The sequence below is a fragment of the Aeromonas sp. R2-3 genome, from assembly GCF_040908375.1.
GTDB classification, from domain to species: domain Bacteria; phylum Pseudomonadota; class Gammaproteobacteria; order Enterobacterales; family Aeromonadaceae; genus Aeromonas; species Aeromonas veronii.
In genome coordinates, this window is record NZ_JBFODP010000027.1 from 250217 (window position 1) to 271268 (window position 21052).

The 21052-nt window shown below is 61.2% G+C and carries 14 protein-coding genes and 2 tRNA genes; 10 read left to right on the top strand and 6 right to left on the bottom strand.

Going from position 1 to position 21052, the window contains the following annotated elements; genetic code table 11:
* Nucleotides 1-53: 53 nt before the first annotated feature.
* The 3 genes from AB5Z02_RS13740 to AB5Z02_RS13750 form a co-directional block, all read right to left on the bottom strand.
* Entirely contained in the window at nucleotides 54-1052 is a 999-nt protein-coding gene (locus tag AB5Z02_RS13740) for a LacI family DNA-binding transcriptional regulator (protein ID WP_040099661.1), read from the bottom strand.
* A 177-nt stretch (nucleotides 1053-1229) separates the two neighbouring features.
* Entirely contained in the window at nucleotides 1230-3131 is a 1902-nt protein-coding gene (locus AB5Z02_RS13745; RefSeq protein ID WP_040066126.1) for a transglycosylase SLT domain-containing protein, read from the bottom strand.
* Nucleotides 3132-3230: 99 nt separating this feature from the next.
* Nucleotides 3231-5735 carry a putative bifunctional diguanylate cyclase/phosphodiesterase gene (locus AB5Z02_RS13750; RefSeq protein ID WP_368216179.1) on the bottom strand — a complete coding sequence of 835 codons (2505 nt, stop codon included), beginning with the start codon at nucleotides 5733-5735 and terminating at the stop codon, nucleotides 3231-3233.
* 368 nt (nucleotides 5736-6103) lie between these two features.
* On the opposite strand from AB5Z02_RS13750, the gene raiA reads away from it, so the two are divergent.
* Nucleotides 6104-6442 (top strand): ribosome-associated translation inhibitor RaiA, encoded by a 339-nt coding sequence (raiA, locus tag AB5Z02_RS13755; RefSeq protein ID WP_005334257.1) that lies wholly within the window; start codon nucleotides 6104-6106, stop codon nucleotides 6440-6442.
* 111 nt (nucleotides 6443-6553) lie between these two features.
* Here raiA and AB5Z02_RS13760 read toward each other — a convergent pair whose 3' ends face one another.
* The gene (locus AB5Z02_RS13760) at nucleotides 6554-7063 is read right to left on the bottom strand and encodes a VC2046/SO_2500 family protein (RefSeq protein ID WP_042080361.1); all 510 of its coding nucleotides are present in this window, start codon (nucleotides 7061-7063) and stop codon (nucleotides 6554-6556) included.
* A gap of 124 nt (nucleotides 7064-7187) precedes the next feature.
* Here AB5Z02_RS13760 and AB5Z02_RS13765 point away from each other — a divergent pair.
* Nucleotides 7188-7272: transfer RNA gene (locus tag AB5Z02_RS13765), tRNA-Tyr, on the top strand.
* 34 nt (nucleotides 7273-7306) lie between these two features.
* Nucleotides 7307-7391: transfer RNA gene (locus AB5Z02_RS13770), tRNA-Tyr, on the top strand.
* Nucleotides 7392-7566: 175 nt separating this feature from the next.
* Here AB5Z02_RS13770 and AB5Z02_RS13775 read toward each other — a convergent pair.
* Entirely contained in the window at nucleotides 7567-11367 is a 3801-nt protein-coding gene (locus AB5Z02_RS13775; protein WP_368216181.1) for a translocation/assembly module TamB domain-containing protein, read from the bottom strand.
* Between the two features lie 61 nt (nucleotides 11368-11428).
* Nucleotides 11429-13204 (bottom strand): autotransporter assembly complex family protein, encoded by a 1776-nt coding sequence (locus AB5Z02_RS13780; RefSeq protein WP_100646312.1) that lies wholly within the window; start codon nucleotides 13202-13204, stop codon nucleotides 11429-11431.
* 514 nt (nucleotides 13205-13718) lie between these two features.
* Here AB5Z02_RS13780 and AB5Z02_RS13785 point away from each other — a divergent pair.
* The 7 genes from AB5Z02_RS13785 (at nucleotide 13719) to AB5Z02_RS13815 (ending at nucleotide 21045) form a co-directional block, all read left to right on the top strand.
* Nucleotides 13719-14093, top strand: coding sequence for a hypothetical protein (locus AB5Z02_RS13785; RefSeq protein ID WP_069555247.1), 375 nt, complete (start codon nucleotides 13719-13721; stop codon nucleotides 14091-14093).
* A gap of 133 nt (nucleotides 14094-14226) precedes the next feature.
* On the top strand, nucleotides 14227-14505 hold the full coding sequence (locus AB5Z02_RS13790; RefSeq protein ID WP_368216183.1) for a peptidylprolyl isomerase: 279 nt from the start codon (nucleotides 14227-14229) through the stop codon (nucleotides 14503-14505).
* Nucleotides 14506-14684: 179 nt separating this feature from the next.
* Nucleotides 14685-15359, top strand: a complete 675-nt coding sequence (locus AB5Z02_RS13795; RefSeq protein ID WP_201986471.1) for a DUF1499 domain-containing protein — start codon at nucleotides 14685-14687, stop codon at nucleotides 15357-15359.
* Nucleotides 15360-15384: 25 nt separating this feature from the next.
* Nucleotides 15385-15966, top strand: coding sequence for a carboxymuconolactone decarboxylase family protein (locus AB5Z02_RS13800; RefSeq protein ID WP_021231092.1), 582 nt, complete (start codon nucleotides 15385-15387; stop codon nucleotides 15964-15966).
* The gene (locus AB5Z02_RS13805) at nucleotides 15966-18119 is read left to right on the top strand and encodes an FAD-dependent oxidoreductase (protein WP_368216184.1); all 2154 of its coding nucleotides are present in this window, start codon (nucleotides 15966-15968) and stop codon (nucleotides 18117-18119) included. Before AB5Z02_RS13800 ends, AB5Z02_RS13805 begins: the two co-directional genes overlap by 1 nt.
* Before the next feature lie 17 nt (nucleotides 18120-18136).
* Entirely contained in the window at nucleotides 18137-19333 is a 1197-nt protein-coding gene (locus tag AB5Z02_RS13810) for an ABC transporter substrate-binding protein (protein WP_368216186.1), read from the top strand.
* A 77-nt stretch (nucleotides 19334-19410) separates the two neighbouring features.
* Entirely contained in the window at nucleotides 19411-21045 is a 1635-nt protein-coding gene (locus AB5Z02_RS13815) for an ABC transporter permease (protein WP_368216187.1), read from the top strand.
* Nucleotides 21046-21052 lie beyond the last annotated feature (7 nt).

A 21052-nucleotide genomic window follows, 5' to 3' on the forward strand; every position in this document is an offset into this window, starting at 1 on the left:
GATAAAGATATGGCCCCGACGGGGCCATATTGCTCTGAACCTCTCGCCGCACATCAGGCGACTGACTCCCGCTCCACCAGCTGGGCTTCAAATTTGAGCGCCAGGCCGTCCACCGGCTTGTGATCGAGCAGACGCAGCGCCAGCTCGGCTGCACGGCTACCCATCTCCTCGATGGGGTAGCGCACCGTGGTGAGCTTGGGATAGATGTAGCGGGCGTAGGGGATATCGTCGAACCCCACCACCGACACCTGCTGCGGGATCTTGTAACCCCGCTCCAGCAGGCAAGAGATCGCCCCCGCCACCATACCGTCGTTGAAACCGAGCACGGCAGTGAACTCGACACCACGGGCCAGCAGTTCACTCATCGCCACATAGCCGCCATTTTCGTCGGCAAAGGCGCGGCTGACGAGTGCAGGATCAAAGGCGATCCCGGCTCTCGCCAGGGTCTGGGTGTAACCGGCCATCCGCTGTTGACCATCGACAAACTCTTCATCATCGGAGGTGATAAAGGCTATGTTGCGATGACCGGCATCCAGCAAGTGCTGGCACGCGGTAGTAATCCCCGCCTGGTTATCGAGCCAGACGCAGCGATCTTCAGCGCCCGGCACCTGACGGTTGATGAACACGATGGGGGTAGAGCCTGCCGCCAGCTCGCTCAGCTCCTCGTCCGGAAGCGCCTTGCTGTGGAGGATCAGCGCATCGCACTGGCGCTGCAGCAGCGCCTGAATGGCGTGACGCTCGCGCGCGATATCGTGGTTGCCAGACATGACGATGGTGAACTTGTTGGCCTGATCGACCATGGTTTCGATGCCACGCATCATCTGGGCAAAGAAGGGGCCGCCGCAGAGGTCGCCAACCAGCACGCCAATGCAGTTGGAACGCTTGCTGACCAGTGCCTGGGCAAAACTGTTGGGTCGAAAATTCAGTTCCTTCATGGCCGCCAGTACGGCCTCACGCTTTTCCGGTGCTACCTGTGCCGTGTTGTTGATAACCCGCGACACGGTGGAGATAGACACATTTGCCAGCTGAGAAACGTCTTTAATCGTTGCCACTATCCATTCCTTTATTGTGGGGGAACCTGTCGGTGCCGACGCCCGAGTATACCCTGCGGCCTGATGCAATTCCCGGAGCCAAGTCACCAGGCACGTTTCCTTTGGTAACAAAACCTTACCCGATGATACCCGGCAGCAGGGAAATTTGAAAACAGGGGCCGGCTGGCGGCCCCCGACTCAATAGGCGTGATTGAGCTCCCGCTCTGACATGAAGCGCAGCGGCTGCTGCAGCTTGTGCTGATAGATGAGATCGAACGACAACACGTTTTGTACGTAGTTGCGGGTCTCCTTGTAGGGAATGCTCTCGACCCACACGTCCATCGGCTTGTTGTCACTCTGCTCTCGCCAGCGTTTTACCCGTCCCGGCCCGGCGTTGTAGGCGGCCGCCGCCAGGATCCGGTTGCCGTCATAGACATCCAGCAAGCGCTTGAGATAGGCGCTTCCCAGACGAATATTCATCGTCGGATCAAACAGTTGTTGCTCGTTGCGATAGGGCACCCCCAGCTTGCCTGCAGTCTCTTTGGCAGTAGCAGGCATCAGCTGCATCAGACCGCGCGCCCCCACCGGCGACTGGGCCAGCGGATAGAGAGCACTCTCCTGACGGGAGATGGCGTAGAGCAAACTGGTGTTCATGGTGCGCTCTTGCGCCATCTGGGAGAAGGTGCGCTTGAGCGGCAGCGGGAAGCGCAGGTCGAGGGCATCCCACGCCTCGGCGCGAATGCTGGCGAGAATGGCCAGCTCGTGCCAGCCCTGATTGAGGGCGATATGACCAAACTCGATGCGCTGGGCCACCGGATTGCGATCCATGTTGTGGATCCACTCCGAGCGGGCCGCCGCAATCTCGTTCATCGACAACAGCTCGCGTACCCGCAACAGGAAGGGCCAGCGCTGGCTGGCCGTGCGCCAGTCCGGTACATGCTTGACGCTCTGGTTCTTGATGCGATAAGGCACCCCGGTGCGCTGGGCGGCCATAAAGCCGTAGAAACCGCGCAGGTTGGCGGTCTCCAGATAGAGATCCCGCGCCGGTTTTTGCTGCCCCTGCACTTCAAGGGAGCGCGCCATCCAGTAGCGCCAGCGATCCTCTTTCTGACGGGCCATCGGCATCATCTTCACCCAGCCGGAGAGGCCACGCCAATCCTGCTCCCAGATGGCCAGTCGTGCCCGCAGCTCGGTGATATCGGGATCCGCCAGCTTTTTCACCGTGCTGTCGACCCAGCTGCGCTGGGCTATGGAGCGATCCAGCAGCAGGCGGCGGGCAATGGCACGCTCTACCGGTTTCACCTCGGCCTGGGTCAGGCCGAAACGGCTGCGAAACAGCGCAAGCTGGCGCAGCACCGACTCCGGCTCCTGATTGGCATAGCGGGTCAAACCGAGGGAGAGCAGCTTGCGGGAATAGGGGTTGCTGCTGAAATAGGCCGGGTTCATCGCCTTGGCGGGCTGCTCGAACAGGGTCACCATCTGATCGCCATAGCTTTGCAAGCCGCTACCCAGGGTCGCGCCAAGGTGGCGGATCAGATTGGGGTTTTCCGCCTCGAACGCCAGCGTCATCCGCTGCCAGATCTTCTCCTGAGTTCGCTGACCGGATGCCTGCCACAGCTGAAATAGCGGGGAGCAGGCATCGGGACGGGATTGACCGCTCATCCAGATCTTGCCCGCCCCCTGCAACGCCTCTTTCGGCTTGCCGGTGTAATAGAGCGCCTGATAGTGCATGCAGAGCAGATCGGTGGAGCTCGGCTTGGCCGGATAGAAGCGCAGGAACTGCGACCACTGCTGGCTCTGGGCCAGATAGGTCAGATAGCTGCGCTCCAGCCGGTTGGACTGGGGGGTATCCCCATGCTGGCGGATAAAGCGGGTCACATCGTTGTAATCGGCTGCCCCCGGACGAAAGGCGAGCTGATAGTAATCGAGGTAAGGGAGCAGGGGGTAATGGGTCAAACGGGCACGAATTTGCTGGAAACGGGCCTGATCATTGGCCCGTACGGCGTCATACGCCTGACGGTAGAGCGTCTGGTCGGCAGTCTGCGCCATCAGGGTCGGCACAAACAGCGCCGACAAAACAATTCCCCATACAGCTTTCACTGAACATCTCCATTGAGGGCAATACACCGCCCGGTGGCGGTGGGTCTACTGCCTCTCATTCTACCCGTTGCCGGGCAGCGCTACAGCGGGGAGCAGGGACTATTTTTCTGCCTCGTTCAGCTGCATTTCGCGCAGTTGCTCCGGTCTGGTCAGCCGCTGTACATATTTCTCCAGATAGGGCACCGGCAGCGGCTTGGAGGCGAGATAGCCCTGATAGAAACTGCACCCCTGCGCCTTGAGAAACTCCAGTTGCTGACGGGATTCCACCCCTTCCGCCGTGACGTTGAACCCCATATGTCGCGCCATGGCGATCACCGCCTCGACGATGGCCATGTTGTCGCCATCTTTCGGGATGTCCTGAATGAATGAGCGGTCGATCTTGAGCTCATCGGCAGGCAGCCGCTTGAGGTAGCTCAGGGAGGAGTAACCGGCGCCAAAATCGTCGATGGCAAAGCTGATGCCGAGCTCCTTGAGCTCGGTCATCTTGCTGATGGTGTCCTCGGCATGGCCCAGCACCACGGACTCGGTGATCTCCAGATTGAGGCAGGCCGGATCCATGCCGGTTTGCGCCAACACATCGTGGATCCGCTCGACAAAGTCGGTGGCATGGAACTGCTTGGCACTGACGTTGACCGAGATCTGCGGAATGTGGATGCCGTTCTCCTCCCACAGCACATACTGGGCGCATGCCTCGTGCAGCACCCAGTTGCCGATATCGACAATCAGGTCCGTCTCCTCGGCGATGGGAATAAACTCGGCCGGTGAGACCAGCGAGCGACCGGCCGGCTGCCAGCGAATGAGCGCCTCGACACCAATGATATCGCCGCCATCGACCATATGCTGGGGCTGATAGTAGAGGGTCAGCTCTTGCTGGCTGAGGGCGTTGCGCAATTCGTTGTGAATGAGCAGACGGCGATCCGCCTGCTGCTGCATCGAGGCATCGAAGAAGCGACGGGTCTTGCGGCCAGCGGACTTGGCCTGATACATGGCGGTATCCGCCTGCTTGAGCAGATCATCGACCCCCTGCTCCCGATCCGGAAACAGGGTAATGCCGACGCTGGCACCGATGTGCAGCACCTGCCCCACATAGGTATAAGGAGCGGCAATCTCGGTGATGAGCCGCTCGGCAATGATATCGGCCTGCATCTCCGCCTGGGGCGGGCTGGCCGAGAGCGATGGCAGCAACAGAACAAACTCGTCACCACCGAGGCGGGCCAGACAATCCCCCTGTCGCACCAACCGTTTGAGACGGGCGGCGACCTCCTTGAGCAGCCAGTCACCGGTGGCGTGGCCGAGGGAGTCGTTGATGGTCTTGAAGTGATCGAGATCGATAAAGAGCAGCGCGCCAATCAAGCCATCGCGGGTCGCCTCGTTGAAGGTCTGCACCAGAGTCTCGTGGAGCTGACGGCGATTGGGCAATCCGGTCAGCTCGTCGTAATAGGCGAGATCCTGAATGCGTCGCTCGGCCGCCTTGCGCTCGGAGATATCCTCGAAGCAGATGACAAAGTGGCTGATCACCCCTTTCTCATCCTGCACCGGCGTCACTATCTCCCACTGGGGATAGGTGTGACCATCGACATGGCGACGCTGGGTCTCCCCCTGCCAGCGGCTGAGGGTATTGAGCTCGTAGCCGAGCCCACCCAGATTGGGCCAGAGATCCTCTTCCAGATGCAGGCCCAGCACCGACTGGCTGTCGAAGCCGGTGATCTGGCTGAAGGCGTTGTTGACCCGCAAGATCTTGAACCCCGGATCCGTAATGATGATCCCTTCGTGGGTCTCGAATGCAACGGCAGAGAGGCGCATCTGGGCATCGGATTGCAGACGCTCCAGCTCGGCCACCATCCGTACCGAAAAGGTATTGAGCACCGAGGTGAGGTTGCTGGTATCTGCCGGAGCCGAATAGAGCAGCGCCAGATGGCCCAGAAGTTGGCCTCTGGCATCAAACAGCGGCTGACCATAATAAGTCTGCCCGGCCGCCAGCCAGGGTTGATACTCCTGCGACTCGTCGATCACCTCGAAACAGATGGCCCCTTGCTTGTAGAGCTCCTGACAGGGGGATCCCGCCAGCGGATAATCCTTCTGCGCCAGCCCGTCGGCGGCCAGCACTTTGACCCGGTCGGCACCGCACAACTCACCCACCCAGACCGCATCCACCTTGAGGATATGGGCCAGCTGGTTGACCAGGGTATTGAAGAAATCGAGCCCGGTGCGGGCAGAAAGCGCCTGCGCCAACTGGGTGAGCAGGGTGGTTTGCAGCAACGGCAAAGAGAGATTGAGGGAGGAGACCGCACTGTTGGCGGTATCAAGAGGGGCCAGCCAGCCACAGCAGATCTGCTGGGTGGGCACAAACTGGCCGCTCCAGAGCACATGGTTGAGCTGCCCCTGATCATCTTTCAGATGACCGATGAACTGTTCAGGCAGATGTGATTCATGAAGCCGGACAAGAAAGTCGGCAAAGCCTGCCTCATCTTCCGGTAACAGGCGAGCGGCCCAGGGATGATTGCCCTCCCCTTGCCACTGCTGGTAGGCCCCCTGATCAGAGAGACTCCACTGATCATGTTGCCGATCGAAAAACCACATGACTTGCGTGGCCTGCTGCTTCATTTACCACTCCAACACAACAACCAACCACGTTTGATGTCCAATCAGGCATAGCAACCCCCCCTGCATCCGCTCATCAGATCAGAGGTTGCGAGGGAAGAGTACAAACATGCGATATCAAGCAGTGGAAACCGGACATGAGGTCGACACGAAGTGCTGCCAAGAAGGGACAGAAACGATCCTATTCCCGTCATACTGCCTGCCAGTTTCATGGAGCTCAAGCTGTTTTTGGCACGAAACCGGAAAAGATCACAATTTATAAGTTGCTGAATAGCCAAGGGAAGGTTATGTGACATGGATCACATTTCAATCTTTACCAATGAGTAATCTGAAGGTGAAGACACAAGCAAGACGACCCGAAGGGGGCCAATATGAAAATCGAAATTACCAGCAAAATCATCGACATCACCCCGGCTATCCGCGAGCGCATCGAATCCCGTTTTGAAAAGCTCGAACGTCTTCAGGTGCCTCTCATCACACCTCATGTGATTGTTTCCAAAGAGCGTCTGATGTTCACTGTCGAAGCCAGTGCTGGCATCCCCAACGGCAAACTGTTTGCCCAGGCAGAGCATGAGGATCTCTACGCCGCCATCAACGAACTGGGGCAAAAACTGGAGCGCCAACTCAACCGTCACACCGAAAAGCCGATTGCCCGTCGTGCCAATGCCGCTCTCAAAGAGCAGCCGCAACCGGATGAAGCTGACGCTTGATAGCATGCCGCAAGGCTAAAAATTCTAAAGAGCATAAAGGCGGGGTTACCCGCCTTTTTGTTGCCTGTGATTTGCCAACAAGCATCGCGTTACACCAGTGAACAGGCGCCATCAACTGAGCCAGTGCAACCGGGTATCCACCCCCTGTTGCAAACGATCGAGGATCGGCAGCAATACCAGCGGATCCTCTTGGCGTGGCATATCGGCCAGCTTTCCTTGCAACCGCTCCCGCGCCAGCGGCGACAGGTTGTCGTAGACAGCCTCATCCAGCAGCGGCTGTTTGACCGCCAGCGGCGGTGTTTGCAGCGCCAGCCAGAGCCGCACATCCACCATGCTTCCCCCCTGCTGCAGCCGCTCATTGATGGCACTGCAGTCACTCCCCGCCCCTTCAGCCACCAGCACCTCGGCCGGTCTCAGCTCAAAGTGCAGACGCCAGTCACGGCTCTGGGGAGTGGCCGCCGGTTTGGCATCAAACCAAGGCTGTTCCTCCACCGCATCGGTCAGCAGGGCCAGATGCAACCGGAAATCAGCGCGATCTCCATGCTGCAGGTCACGGTTGAGGCGCTGCCCCAACTGGCCCTCATCAACGAGCAGGTGATTACGGATTGAACTGGGCAGCATGAGATAACTCTCGAAAATGGCGATTTCACTGGTTATCGGCCACAAATCCAATTCTTTTAATGGAAAAATCCTGCTTGGGGGTTCACAAAACCGGAAGATCTGTTAGTATGCGCCTCGCACTTGTGGAGGGGTTCCCGAGCGGCCAAAGGGATCAGACTGTAAATCTGACGGCTCTGCCTTCGAAGGTTCGAATCCTTCTCCCTCCACCATTTCAAGTGCGACAATTTGAAAGCAATACCCCGTGGAGGGGTTCCCGAGCGGCCAAAGGGATCAGACTGTAAATCTGACGGCTCTGCCTTCGAAGGTTCGAATCCTTCTCCCTCCACCATCATTCAGAAAGCCCGGCCTAGCGCCGGGTTTTCGCATTTCTGGGCCTCTTAATCCGCTATCCCTCTACACTGCCAACCTTTATCACCGTTTGCCTGCAGCCGATCGCGCAATAAAAAACGGGAGGCCTGCGCCTCCCGTTTACGTTCATATCAGCCCTGTTACGGGATGAAGCGTTACAGAGTAAAGCGATAGAAGATATCGACCGCCTGAGCCACCCCGCTCATCGCCTGCAGATAGAGCCGTGGCAATACCTCGTAGCGCAGCTTGAACTCGGCGATGGGGCTGAAGACCCCGACCCCGTACTGGAACTGCAAGCCCGGCAGCAGATATGCAGACAGAGTCACCTGGGTGTTGTCACCACTGCCCGCGGTATCGAGGGAGACATCGCTCATCCCCAGCGACTCGCCGATACTCGACACCACACCGTTGGCCTGACTCACCGCACCGGCCACCAGCAGACCGTTGAAACCGCCATCCTCACCGCCGGTCTGCAACCCTTTGCCACGCAGCAGATAGGAGAGCTGTTCCGACTGCGCCATCTGCGGCTCGGAGTAGACAGTGATCTCCGGCTTGCTGGCAGGGCCAGTCACCCGCACCCCGACCGTCACCTGACCCTCGATGGTATCGGGATCCCGGTTGGCCTCGATGTTGAGGAACGGCCGATCCAGCGGACCGGAGAAGAGGATACGCCCCTCCTTGATGATAAGGTTCTGACCGTAAGCCTTGAAGCGGCCGTTGGTCAGCACCAGCTGGCCGTTGCCTGCCAGCGGTTTCTCGGGATCCTGACGGATATTGAGACCGCCGGAGACATCGGTCTTCAGTCCCATGGCATCAAGTTTCACATCGTTGCCAAGGCGGATCGCCACCTTCATCGCCAGCGGCAGACTTGCCTGCTTGGGAGCCGGGGGCAGATCGTCATAGACCACAGTCACATCGTCGGAGACCGCCACCGCCGAATCCGGCAGGCTCTTGACCAGAATGCGCGCCCAGGGAATATCCACCTGACCGGTAATCCGGGTCTCCTCCCCCAGCGACACCGCGATATCGGGCGAGACTCTGACCCGACCCATGCCCGGATATTGCGCTTCCAGCTCCTTGCCCTGAATGGTGAGACTGCCGCTGACCGGCATCTTGGCCCAGCTGAGCCAGCCGCCCAACGCCAGCGGCCCCTTGCCCACCAGCATGGAGCCATCGAGCTCGGCGCGGTTGCCTTCGATCTTGAGGCGGGTCACCAGCTTGGTCAGGGTCACCATGTCAGAGTGGGTCTGCACTTCACCGTCACGCAGGTTGAGCTGGCCAAACAGCAGGGGCGCCGCCAGGGTGCCGTCGAAACGGGCGTCAGCGGAGATGATCCCTTGCAGGGAGCGCACCTCCGGAATGAGCGGTGCGAAGGTATTGAGCTTGAGATCGTCAAACTTGAGTTGACCGCCGAGCAGACCGCGACCAGCGGGCTCCTTGATCAGCAGGTCGGTATCGATATTGCCGATCTGCTTGGAGGCAAAATCGAGGCGAATGGCCGCCTGCTGCCGCTCGAAATCCAGGGCCAGTGCCAGCTGCTGATAGTCGGTCTTGAGGCCATCTGCCACAAAAGTGCCCGGCGTGGTGCGTACCACCGCATGCAGGGTCGGCTGATTGCCACGCCAGCTGGCGCGGCCATCGGCCGAGAGCATCGCCTGCCAGCGGAAGTTGTCCGGCAACCAGGGGCGCAGCCGCTTGAGATCAAACTCACTCAAAGCAAACTCCAGAGTGCCCTGTGCAGCGGAGACCTGACTCCCCTTGACGCAGAGGCTGGCCCCCTGGGAGCCGAGGCAGAGATCCCCCATCGCCAGCCGCTGACGCGGCAGATCGAGATCCAGCGCCCAGGGGGAGCTCAAGTCCCAACGGCGCAGCGGGGTTTTCAACTGCAACTCGGAGAGCGCCCCGCGCCAGTGATCCCCGCGCACGCCGCCACCCAGTTTGAGGTTGGCCGCAACAGGGTCACCCTTCATGGTCAGGGTCAACAGATGCTGACTGATATCGCCGCTGAGGTTCAGGGCAAGCTGGCTGAGCTTGGTTTCGCCCTGTTTCAACTGCGCCACCAACAACGCGAGCTCACCGGCCGGTTTGGCGCCGATCACCGCATTGCCCTTGAGGCTAATACCCTTCAGGTCGGTGCCGGCATAGTAGAGCCGCTCGGAGGCCAGATCCGCATCGATTTTTGGCGTCTGCTGATTGCCACTGACCTTCACCTGTCCCTTGATATCCCCTTTCAGGCCGGGATAGATGCCCCCCAGCTGGGGAGCCTGCAGGTTGGCATCAAGCCTCCACTGGGCGCTGCTGATACTGCCCTTGGCCTGCAACTGGTTGGGGCCACTTTGCAACGAGAGCGCCGGGATCTGCCACTCCATCTTGTCGTTGCCGCTAAGCTCCCCCTTGAGGGCCAGCGGGTACTGGTTGAGTTTGCCATCCACCTTGAGCTTGGGCAGTTTCAGCTCCCAGTGGCCCGCTTCGTTCATCACGAAACGGCTCTCCAGCTCACCGGCCAGCGTCCCTTTCAGCTCAGGCAGCAGCTCGGCCGGATTGACCCCCTTGAACAGGGTGGTTCCCTGCCACTCGATCCCCTTGTTCCAGGCGAGCTTGCCATCGAGCTTCAACTCCCCCTTGAGGGCATTGAGCTGCAAGGCGATCTTGCTGAGCCGCTCCAGATCCCCCTTGCCGTCCAGCGCAAGCTTGAAGGGGGGCACATCGGTCCCCTTGCCGGAGGTATTGAGGGCAAACTGATAGCCGGAGAGCTTGCCCTTGGCGGTCAGGCTCCCCTTGTCCAGCAGATAGCTCGGCTCATCTTTGGCAGGCTTGTGAAGAGGCCAACCGAGGCTCTTCCAGTCGAGGGCCAGATCGAAGGGCATATCGGGGTCAAGCGCTGCCAGCGAGCCCTTGAGATTGGTGGCGACCGGCCCCTTGGCCGACAACGCCAACCCCAGCTTGCCAACCGAACCGCTCAGCGCCAGCGTGGCCTGCTCCCCTTGCAACTCGCCATCCAGCAGTCCCTTGCGGGCCTTGGCATCCAGCGTCACCGCCAGCGGGTAGTCGTCACTGAGCTGGATATGGCCCTTGAGCGCCAGATCGGCCATGGCGTGGCGTAGCGAGAACTCGCGCACCTCGATGCGATCGTCGGCAGCAGTGGCCGACAGCAGCAGCCTGTCGAGCCCTTCAATCAGCTCGCCCTGCTTATATTGCACCCGGGTCGCGCTGACCCCTTCCAGCTGGATGGGGAAAGGAAGATGAATGGCGGGCAGGAGAATGGGGGCAGCCTTTGCCGTGTTCGCAGCTGGCGTCCCTTTGCCCTGTTTGACGGTCTTGGCGCTGGCCTTGTCGTTGCGCGCCACCGCAGCACCGGCTTGCTTCTCGTTAGCGGCCGGCTGCTTGGCAGATTTGGCTGCGCTGGCGGGTGCCGCATCATCCAGCGTCACCTTCAGGTTATCGAGCACCGGGCCGCGCACAATCAGCCCCTTGCGATTGAGGGTGGCGCCGATATCGAGGGACCCCAGCGTCACAGCCACACCGGGCACCGCCAGATCGAGATCCGCGACCTTGAGGCTGTCGACCTGAATTTTGAGTGGCAGCGGGCGCCAGACAAAGGGTTCTGAAGGCTCTTCCGGTGCAGGCTCCGAGTCAGCCACCTTCACCACCGGATGAGTCACTTCAAGCGATTTGATCCAGAGTTTGCCCTGCAGCAACTTGCCGAGATCCCAGTCGAGCACGGCGCGATCCACAGTGACATCCACCAGCTCATCCTGCCAGCCGGCCCCTTCCAGGGTCCAGCCGTAGCCAAGCTGACCGGCCACCAGCTCCCCCTTGAGAGAAGGCAGCGCTCCCTTGGCCTGTTGCCACAACCACTTGTTGCCCTGATGGGTAAAGCCCAGCAGGCTGACGCCAATGAGCAGCAGGAACACCAGCCCCATCAGCCAGAGAAAAATGCGTTTTAGCCAGATCACAATGCAGACCCCCGCGCAAGATACAGACGCAGCGGCCAAAGAAAAAAGCGTTTAGACAACATCATAATTCAGGCCCCAATGCGAAATGCAGCCGCAAGGGCTTGTCCTCCTCCGATACCCCGACCGCCAGATCCAGCCTGACCTGACCGATGGGGGTGACCCAGCGCACACCGACGCCGGTACCTATTTTCCAAGGCTCGCTGTAATCGGTGGTGGAGGTGCCGCCATCCACAAACATGGCCCCCAGCCACTTCTCGCTGAAGCGGTAGTTGTATTCCAGACTGGCCACGCTGGTGTAGCGGCCACCAGTCAGCTTGCCATCCGGCCCGGTGGGGGAGATGCTCTCGTAACCAAAGCCGCGCACCGTCTGATCGCCACCGGTAAAGAAGCGCAAAGACGGCGGCACCAACGAGAAGCTGTCACCTATGATGGCCCCCTGCTCTGCCCGCATCAGGAATCTGTGGTTATCACCAAGAGTTCGCAGCCACTTGCTGCGCCCCCACACCCGCATAAAGCTGATGTCGGAGCCCCATCTGGGGTCGGAAAACTCCAGCGTCAGCTGCTGGCGATCACCCCAGTCGGGCACCAGAGTACCGCGCACCCGCAGTCGGGACCAGGAGACCCCGGGGATCAGCAGCAAGCTGTTCCCCTCGTCGGCGCCCTGGGTATAGATCTCGTTCTCCAGCCGGATAAAGACGTCCCGATCCCAGCTCTCCGGCCGCCGCGTCCAGCGGTGCACACCGATGGTAGTGAGATCGGAGCGGGTATCGTTGTTGTCCTTGTACTGGTAACCGGTCTGGATGGAGTAGTAGTCCCGCAGCGGGTTGCCCACCGGGATCTGATAGTCGAAGCTGAGCTCTGCCTCCGGCGCCGACACCTTGGCGGTGGCAAACAGACGGTGGCCATAGCGGTTGACCCAGGGCTTCTCCCAGGTGGCACTCATCCGCGGCCCCACGTCTGTGGCATAACCGATACCGGTCTCGATTTCGTGATCGACCCGGTTATCCAGCGTCACCGCGATGGGCACCCGATAGTTGCTCGCCTCGCTCAGTACCGGCTTGATATCGACCTGACGGAACAGCTTGGTGGAGGAGACATCCTGCGACATCTCGGCCAGACGGATGGCGAGATAGGGGTCGCCGCTCTTGATGTTGATAAGCGGGCGAATAAGGTGAAGCGCTTCGGGGGTGGCATCGTAGCGGATCTCGCCAAAACGGTAGCGATGGCCCGATTCGAACAGAATAAAGATCTCTGCCGTCCCCTTGTCCGGGAACACCTTGACCTGACTCTTGCTCAGCTTGGCATCAAAGTAACCGCGGGCCAGCCCGAGGCTGCCCAGATCCGCCTTGATGGATTCATATTTGGCGTGGTTGAGGGGCTCGCCCTCTTTGAGGGGCAACTTGTCCAGCAAGGCGCTGTAGAGCTCGTCGCTGCCCGCATCCCCCTCCAGCAGAATATCGAGGCGGGAGACGATGACCGGCTCCCCCTTGTCCACCTCAATCACCACTTTGGACGGAGTCTTCTTGTCGCGACTCAGGGTGATTTTCGGCTGGTAGTAGCCATAAACCTGCAGCGCCTTTTGCACGCTCTCGGTGATTTTGGCACGGGCCGGGCGGTATTGCCGCTCCTGATAGACCGGCAGGGCATTGAGGTAGGCTTCAACGTTATCCTTGTTCTCCCCTTTCAACCCCTTGACCTGATAGGTGAGCTTGGCGGCAAACGCGGGCGAAGCCAGCAGCGACAGCAACAGGCCCACCCCCAGTACCCGCAGGCCGCGGCGAAACGCAGAGCCAGACAGTGAACGCCCTGCCAGCAGGGATGAAATGCATCCTGTCAAAGGTCAATATTCCTGAATCTGTGGTGAAGGAAACCAGCGCCCTTTCGGGCCAACCCCGAATGCGGCGCAGCACGCCATGCCGTGCATGGCCGTGACACAAAAATGCGCGCCAGAAAAATGGCGAACCTTATCCTAACATAGGCATCGGCCAGCGACAGCGCAGCACCATTGGCAAATTCGCCATATCTTTTAAGAGGTTGACCACAAATCACACATTTTGGTGACAATGACGCCGCCCGCTTTCCCGATGGAAGCGAATTGACCTGCCCTCAATAAGGCTCACCCCACCATCAGGCACCATTTGTCACCTCTCCTCCTCTCTTTGCAACCAGAAACCCACCACGACAGAGTTTGTCGGCATAGCCCCACCCTCACCGTTTAACCAGCCCGGCACACGCCAAAGCCCGCCGTAGCGGGTGATTAAGAATTGCTCGTTCAGCGCAATCGAATTATCCCGCTGCCTTTGCGAACGTCCCTCCCTCACACTTGAACCATCAACTGAAGGAGACACATCATGCATGCACGTAGCGAACAGATGGCTGACTATATTGCCGATCGTCTCGAGTTCATCACCTTCCTCGCCTGTTGCAGCGCCCTGCTGGCCCTGCTGACCGGCATGAGTGGCCAGCAGGCGCTGGCCTTTACCGCCCTAAACCTGCCGTTTGGCCTCGGCATTTTGCTGGCGATGGCGCTGCTGGCCCCCCTGCCCGCCCACTGGCGGCTGCCGGGGATCACCTTGCTGCTGGCAGGTTGCGCTCTGATGACCCTGCAACTGGGGGGAGAGTGGCTCAATCCGCTGGCCATCTGGAGCCTCTACGCCCTGCTCGGGCTGGAGATCATCTGGCAAGCGCGCCCCCGCGCCGTGCTGGCCACCCGTGCTCGCCAGTAACAGGGCTGGCGTGCGCCGATAAGTGACGGGCTGTGATGGCTGACGCCGGTGGCAAATTGGGGTACTCTTGCGCCCCGATTTGCTACCACCCTTGGCGTTAACAACCTTCGCCATCACTCCCAGGAGCGCCCCGATGAAAAAAGCCTGTGCCCAGCACATTCTGGTCAAGACCGAAAAACAGTGTCTGGAGATCAAGGAGAAAATCGAGAAGGGAGCCGACTTCGGCCAGATGGCCAAGCGCTTCTCCACCTGCACCTCCTCAAAACGCAGCGGCGATCTGGGGGAGTTCAATAAAGGGGATATGGTCAAGCCCTTCGACGATGCCGTCTTCAAGGGTGAACTGCTCAAGGTGCTGGGGCCGGTGCGCACCAAGTTCGGCTTTCACCTGATCAAAGTGCTCTATCGCAACTAAGTCATCACAACTGACCATCTTCTCGGTGAAGCTCCCGTCAGGCGGGCTTCACCTCCCTCTGCATTCCCCTCGCAAAACTGACCAAAACCACGCCAAACTCTCATCAATTTACTAACGTTATCAGGCAATTAAGTTTATCCTTCTCGGCATTGTCCACATTCGACGATGGATCCCGTGCTATGCCCCGCTCTTGCTTGTGGCCCCTGCTGGCCTGGTTACTCCCGCTCGCTGGCGCCCTCGGCAGCCGCTTTCATCTCTGGCCCTGGTGGATCGGTTTTGCGATCTGTCTCATCGGAGCCCTTGTCTCCCTGATCTTGCTGGTACGCCTGCCCTGGAGCCGTAACCGCTATGCCAGCGGCCTTGGCGCCTTGCCACTGCTGCTACCGCTGACCTTTGTGGCACAGGCGCTGCGCATGCCGCTGATCAACGATGTGAGCACAGATCCCTACAATCCCCCCCAACTGCGCTGGGCGGCAGAGCTCAGAACGGCGCAGGATCTGCCAATAAATAGCGCGCCGCTGAAAGCATTTGAAAGAAATCCCGGTCCTCTCTTTACCCATACCGCCCCCGAAGAGGTGGTTATTGAGGCTGAGGAGCTGATGCAGGAGCTGGGCTGGCAGGTACGGCCCAGCCCCGACGGTCTGGATGCAGTGGTCACCACCGGCTGGTTCGGCTTTCAGGATGATGTGGCGCTGCGGGTCTTTGCTGGCCCCAAAGAGACCCGCATCGATATGCGATCAGCCTCCCGTCAGGGGCAAAGCGATCTGGGCACCAACCGGGCGCGGATCGAGGATTTCCTGACCCGCCTGAACGAGCGGTTGGGCCAAGCCTACAAACCCAATTTGAAACCGTAAGTGTGAAACAACAAGAAGGTAACTGATGCGCGTTGAGGTCAAACCCGACCGGGAATATGCCTGGTTCATCCGCCCTTTTTTCTGGCTGCAAAAGCGCAACTATGGTCAGGTGCTTATTCCGGGCAAGTGCTGGGGCCGCTCGCCGCGCCTCTTTGCCGCCGTCGCCACCCTCTACGGCGTCATCAACCGCAAGCGATCCCCCATCGATCCCGTGCTGCGCTCGCTGGTGACGGTGCGGGTCTCCCAGCTCAACTGGTGTCGTTTTTGCGTCGACATCAACGCCATGACCCTGGTAAAGAGAGCCGGCTCCAGCGAGAAGGTGGAGGCGCTGGCCAACTGGCGCGAAAGCCCCTTGTTTGACGAGCGGGAAAAAGCGGTGCTCGACTACACCGAAGCGATGACCGGACTGGATGGGGTGAGCGATGAGCAGGCGGCCCGCCTCAAACCCTGGTTCGATGACGACGCCATGGTGGAACTGACCGGTCTTATCGCCTTTCAGAACATGTCGGCCAAGTTCAACGCCGCCCTCGATATCGCGCCGCAGGGCTTCTGCCAGCTGCCGGTGCAACCGGAACGCCCCGCCCAGCCAGACAGCAAGGACGCCTGATGAACCGGACCCGCGTGCTGCTTGCACTGGTGATGGGGAGCCTTATCGGCGCCTTTTTTGCCCTCGATCTTGGCCGTTACCTCACTCTGGACGCCTTGCAGACCCAGCAGGCGGCAGTGGCGCAATGGGTTGACAGCCACTTTGTCTCGGCCAGCCTGCTGTTCGTGCTTATCTATGTGCTGAGCACCGCCCTCTCCCTGCCCGGCGCCAGCCTGCTCACCCTGGGTGGCAGCGCGGTGTTCGGCGTTGCATGGGGGCTGCTGCTGGTTTCCTTCGCCAGCACCCTAGGCGCAACCCTAGCCTTTCTCAGCGCCCGTTTTCTGCTGCGCGACTGGGTCACCGCCCGCTTTGGCGACAAGCTGGCCACCTTTCAGTCCGGCATGGCGAAGGAGGGGGCCTTCTATCTGCTGAGCCTGCGCCTCATCCCCATCTTCCCCTTCTTTCTGGTCAATCTGCTGATGGGGCTCACCCCCATCAGAGTCAGCACCTACTACTGGGTCAGCCAGCTTGGCATGCTGCCCGGCACCTTCGTCTATGTACTGGCGGGCAGCGAGCTTGGCCAGTTAACCAGCACCGGCAATATCCTCTCCCCCGGCCTGATGGTGGCGCTGACCCTGCTGGGGCTGATGCCCTGGCTGGTCAAGAAATTGACCGCCAAGCTCGCCCAGCGGCGCCTGCTCGCCCCCTATCGCAAACCCGCTCGCTATGACTACAACCTGCTGGTGATCGGTGCGGGCGCCGGTGGGCTGGTTACCAGCTATATCGCGGCAGCGGTGAAGGCCAAGGTGGCGCTCATCGAGAAGCACAAGATGGGGGGCGATTGCCTCAACAGCGGCTGTGTCCCCTCCAAGGCATTGATCCGAAGCGCCCGCTTTGCCGCAGAGCAGCGTAAAGCCGACGAGCTGGGCTTTAGCCCAAGCCACTCCCGCGCCGATTTTGCGGCGGTGATGGCGCGGGTGGCTGAGGTTATCAAGGAGGTCGAGCCCCACGACTCCATCGAGCGCTATCAGGGGCTTGGGGTAGAGTGCATCGAAGGAGAGGCGCGGTTGGTCTCACCCTGGGAGGTAGAAGTGAACGGCCAGCGCCTTGCCAGCCGCCATATCGTCATCGCCACCGGCGCTCGGCCGCTGGTGCCCAAGCTGCCGGGGCTGGATCAGGTGCCTTACCTCACCTCGGATAGCCTCTGGCAGCTGCGCACCCCGCCGCGCCGCCTGCTGGTGCTGGGCGGTGGCCCCATCGGCTGCGAGCTGGCCCAGAGTTTTGCCCTGATCGGAATTCCCGTTACCTTGGTCGAACTCTCGGATCAACTGCTGCCCCGCGAGGAGCGGGAAGTGGCCGAGCTGCTGGCGGAACAGCTGGCCCGTGACGGCGTGCGGGTGCTCACCGGCTGGCGCGCCGAACGAGCAGACTATCTGCCCGCAGCCGATGGGGATCTCCCCATCCGGCTGCAACTGCGCCGGGACGATGAGACACAGGTGGTGGAAGGGGATCAACTGCTGCTGGCTCTGGGTCGGGTCGCCAACGTCAGCGGCTTCGGGCTCGAAGCGTTGGGGGTCGAGCTGGCCCCCCGCGGCACCATAGCAGTCGATGGCTTCCTCGCCACCAACTTCCCCAGCATACTGGCGGTGGGAGACGTAGCGGGCCCTTACCAGTTCACCCACTTCGCAGCTCATCAGGCCTGGTATGCGGCAGTAAATGCCCTGTTTGGCCAGTTCAAGCGCTTTCGGGCCGACTATCGGGTCATTCCGGCGGCCACCTACACCACGCCGGAGATTGCCCGGGTCGGCCTCAATCGCAAGGAGGCCGAGGCGCAGGGGATTCCCTTCGAGGCGACCCGCTTCGAGCTGGCCGAGCTGGACAGAGCCATTGCCGATGGGGAGCGCCACGGTTTTGTCGAGGTGCTGACCGTGCCGGGCAAGGATACTATCCTTGGCGCCACCATAGTGGGCACTCACGCCGGTGAGCGGATTGCCGAGTTCGTGCTCGCCATGCGTCACCGCCTCGGCCTTGGCAAGATCCTCGGCACCATTCACGCCTATCCCACCCTGATGGAGGGGAACAAATATGTGGCGGGTGAATGGAAACGGGCCCACCAGCCCACCCGGGTGCTGGCGTTGCTGGCCCGTTATCACCGCTGGCGCCGTGGCGCCTGACAACCAGAGAAACGTTTATGCTCAAGCCATTCTCACAACTCAACTCACAGCTCAAACAGCGGCTAAACGCCCTGCTGTGCGCCCTGCCACTGCTGGCCAGCGGCCCGCTGTTAGCCAGCCCTGATGACAACTGGCAACAGACCCTTGAGGAGGCGAAGGGGCAGACCGTCTACTTCAACGCCTGGGGCGGCAACCCGGAGATCAACGGCTATCTGGTGTGGGCCGGGCAGGAGCTGGTGCGCGACTATCAGGTCAAGCTGGTGCAGGTGAAGGTTGATGACATCGCCCAGAGCGTCAGCCAGTTGCTGGCCAACAAGCAGGCGGGCAAACAAGCTGGCGGCCCCATCGATCTGCTCTGGGTCAACGGCGAGAACTTCAAGGCGCTCAAGGAGCAGGGACTGCTCGGCGCTCCCTTTACCACCGAGCTGCCCAACATGGCGCTGGTAGACAGCAGCCTGCCGGTGAGTGAAGACTTCACCCTGCCGGTGGAAGGGCTGGAAGCCCCCTGGGGCATCGGCCAGCTCAATCTGATGGTCGATACCGAAGAGGTCGCCAGAGCGCCCACCTCGGCAGCAGCCCTGCTGGCGTGGGCCAAGGCCCATCCCGGCCGCTTCACCTATCCCAAGCCGCCCCAGTTCCATGGCTCCAGTTTTCTCAAGCAGATCCTGCTGGAGCTGACGCCAAACCCCGCCCCCCTCTATCGGGAGGCGACCGATGCCGAGTTAATCAGGATCACCGCCCCGCTCTGGGCCTGGCTCGATGAGCTGCATCCGGCACTCTGGCGCAAGGGCAAACTGTTCCCCACCAGCGCCGCCGAAACCCGCCAGCTGCTTGATGATGGCGAACTGGCCATGGCTATCAGCTTCAATCCGCAGGAGGCGCAGAGCGCCGCCCAGATTGGCGCCCTGCCCCCCAGCGTGGAAGCGGTAGCCATGGAGAAAGGGGCGCTCACCAACAGCCATTTTCTCGCCATCCCCTTCAACGCCAGTGCCCGTGCGGGTGCCAAGGTGGTGGCCAACTTCCTGCTGAGCCCGGCGGCGCAGGCGCGCAAGGCCAATCCGGCCTTCTGGGGTGATCCCAGCGTGCTGCGGGCCGATGCCCTGCCTGACTCCGCCAAAGGGCAACCGGCACTGCGCTTCAAAGCGGTAGCCGAGCCTCACCCCAGCTGGCAGCTCAAACTGGAAGCGGCCTGGGCCGAGCGTTACGGTCACTGATGAGTGCCGCTGGTCACCCGCTTTCCTGCTCCCGACCGTGGCGCCGGTTGACACGCCACCCCAGTATGAGTATGGGGATGGCGGTCATTTATCTGGCGCTCTTCGTCATCCCATTGCTGGCGGGACTGTGGCAACTGCTGGCGGAGGGGATGACCGCCTCTCATCTTGCCTTGCTGCTGGCCCAACCCAGTCTTTGGCACTCCGCTGCGCTGAGCCTGTGGATTGGCGCCGCCTCAACCCTCGGCAGCCTGCTGTTGACCGCCCTGCTGCTGGCCCACAGCGACAGCCGGGCTTTCGGGCTGCTCCGTCGTCTGCTCTCGCCGATGCTGGCCATGCCCCACGTCGCCTTTGCCATCGGTTTTGCCTTTCTGCTCGCCCCCTCCGGCTGGCTGCTGCGGCTCGTCTCGCCAGCTCTGACGGGTTTTGATCTCCCCCCCGACTGGCAGACCATTCGTGACCCTCTGGGGCTCGGGCTGATTGCACTGCTCGTTTTCAAGGAGACCCCCTTTTTGCTGCTGATGGCGATGGCCGCGCAGCAACCCATCCTGCTGGCACGCCAGCAGTGGCTGGGGGCGAGCCTCGGTTTCAGCGCCCCCCAGGTCTGGTGGCGCCTGCTGCTGCCGGCGCTCTGGCCCGCCCTGCGCCTGCCCATCTATGCGGTGGCAGCCTATGGAGTGGCGGTGGTGGATCTCGCCCAGTTGCTCGGGCCCGATGTCCCCGCCCCGCTGGCGGTGCGGTTGTGGCTCTGGTATCAGGACCCGGATCTACTCTGGCGTGGTGCCACCGCCAGCGGCGCCCTGCTTTTGCTCGCCATCACGGCGTTGCTCATCGCTCTGCTCAGATTACTGGAGTGGCTTCATAAAGAGATGGGCAAAGGCTGCTGGCTCGATGGCAAACGGGCGGCGCCCCACTTCTTTGCCAACCGGCTCGCAGCGGGCTTTGCCTTCACCCTGATCACCCTCAATCTGGCGGTGCTGGCGGTGCTGCTGCTCTGGTCACTGGCGCGCCGCTGGCCCTTTCCCGCCCTCTGGCCCAGCCAGTGGAGCAGCCACTACTGGCTGGATCTGCTGCCAACCCTGCTGCCGCTGCTGACAACCAGCACACTGCTGGCGCTGGTGAGCGGCTTGCTGGCACTGGGAATGGCGGTGTGCAGTCTGGAGGCACAAGCCGGCCGCCGCCCCTGGCCTCTCTGGCTTATCTGCCTGCCGTTGTTGCTGCCGCAAGCGAGCCTGCTGTTTGGTATCCGGCTCGGGCTGGACTGGCTTGCACATGACGCGATAAGCAGCGGCATTGGCTGGGGCTGGGTGCTCTGGTGCCAGCTGCTGTTTGTCTTCCCCTATGTCTATTTGTGTCTGCACGGCCCCTATCGCCAGTTCGATCCGCGGATCACTCAGAGCGCTCTGCTGCTGGGGGCCACGCCGTGGCGAGCCTGGTGGCAGGTGAAAGCGCCACTGCTGGCGCGCCCGCTGCTGTTTGCCTTCGGCGTCGGGGCAGCGGTGAGTTTGGCCCAGTATCTGCCGACCCTGCTGTTTGGCGCAGGCAGAGTGGTCACCATCACCACCGAAGCGGTGGCCATCGGCAGCGGCCTCAACCGGCGGCTGGCGGGGCTCTACGGCCTGCTGCAACTGCTGTTGCCACTCGTTATCTACCTGCTGGCGCTCTGGCTGCCGGCGCGGATCAATCCGGCGCTCAAGGGGGGCGGCTCACGATGAACTCTCA

Bases quoted from the DNA above. Each gene is read 5' to 3' on its own strand.
- AB5Z02_RS13750 (WP_368216179.1), bottom strand. From the start codon at position 5,735: ATGAAGCAGCAGGCCACGCAAGTCATGTGGTTTTTCGATCGGCAACAT.
- raiA (WP_005334257.1), top strand. From the start codon at position 6,104: ATGAAAATCGAAATTACCAGCAAAATCATCGACATCACCCCGGCTATC.
- AB5Z02_RS13760 (WP_042080361.1), bottom strand. From the start codon at position 7,063: ATGCTGCCCAGTTCAATCCGTAATCACCTGCTCGTTGATGAGGGCCAG.
- AB5Z02_RS13785 (WP_069555247.1), top strand. From the start codon at position 13,719: ATGCATGCACGTAGCGAACAGATGGCTGACTATATTGCCGATCGTCTC.
- AB5Z02_RS13790 (WP_368216183.1), top strand. From the start codon at position 14,227: ATGAAAAAAGCCTGTGCCCAGCACATTCTGGTCAAGACCGAAAAACAG.
- AB5Z02_RS13795 (WP_201986471.1), top strand. From the start codon at position 14,685: ATGCCCCGCTCTTGCTTGTGGCCCCTGCTGGCCTGGTTACTCCCGCTC.
- AB5Z02_RS13800 (WP_021231092.1), top strand. From the start codon at position 15,385: ATGCGCGTTGAGGTCAAACCCGACCGGGAATATGCCTGGTTCATCCGC.
- AB5Z02_RS13805 (WP_368216184.1), top strand. From the start codon at position 15,966: ATGAACCGGACCCGCGTGCTGCTTGCACTGGTGATGGGGAGCCTTATC.
- AB5Z02_RS13810 (WP_368216186.1), top strand. From the start codon at position 18,137: ATGCTCAAGCCATTCTCACAACTCAACTCACAGCTCAAACAGCGGCTA.
- AB5Z02_RS13815 (WP_368216187.1), top strand. From the start codon at position 19,411: ATGGCGGTCATTTATCTGGCGCTCTTCGTCATCCCATTGCTGGCGGGA.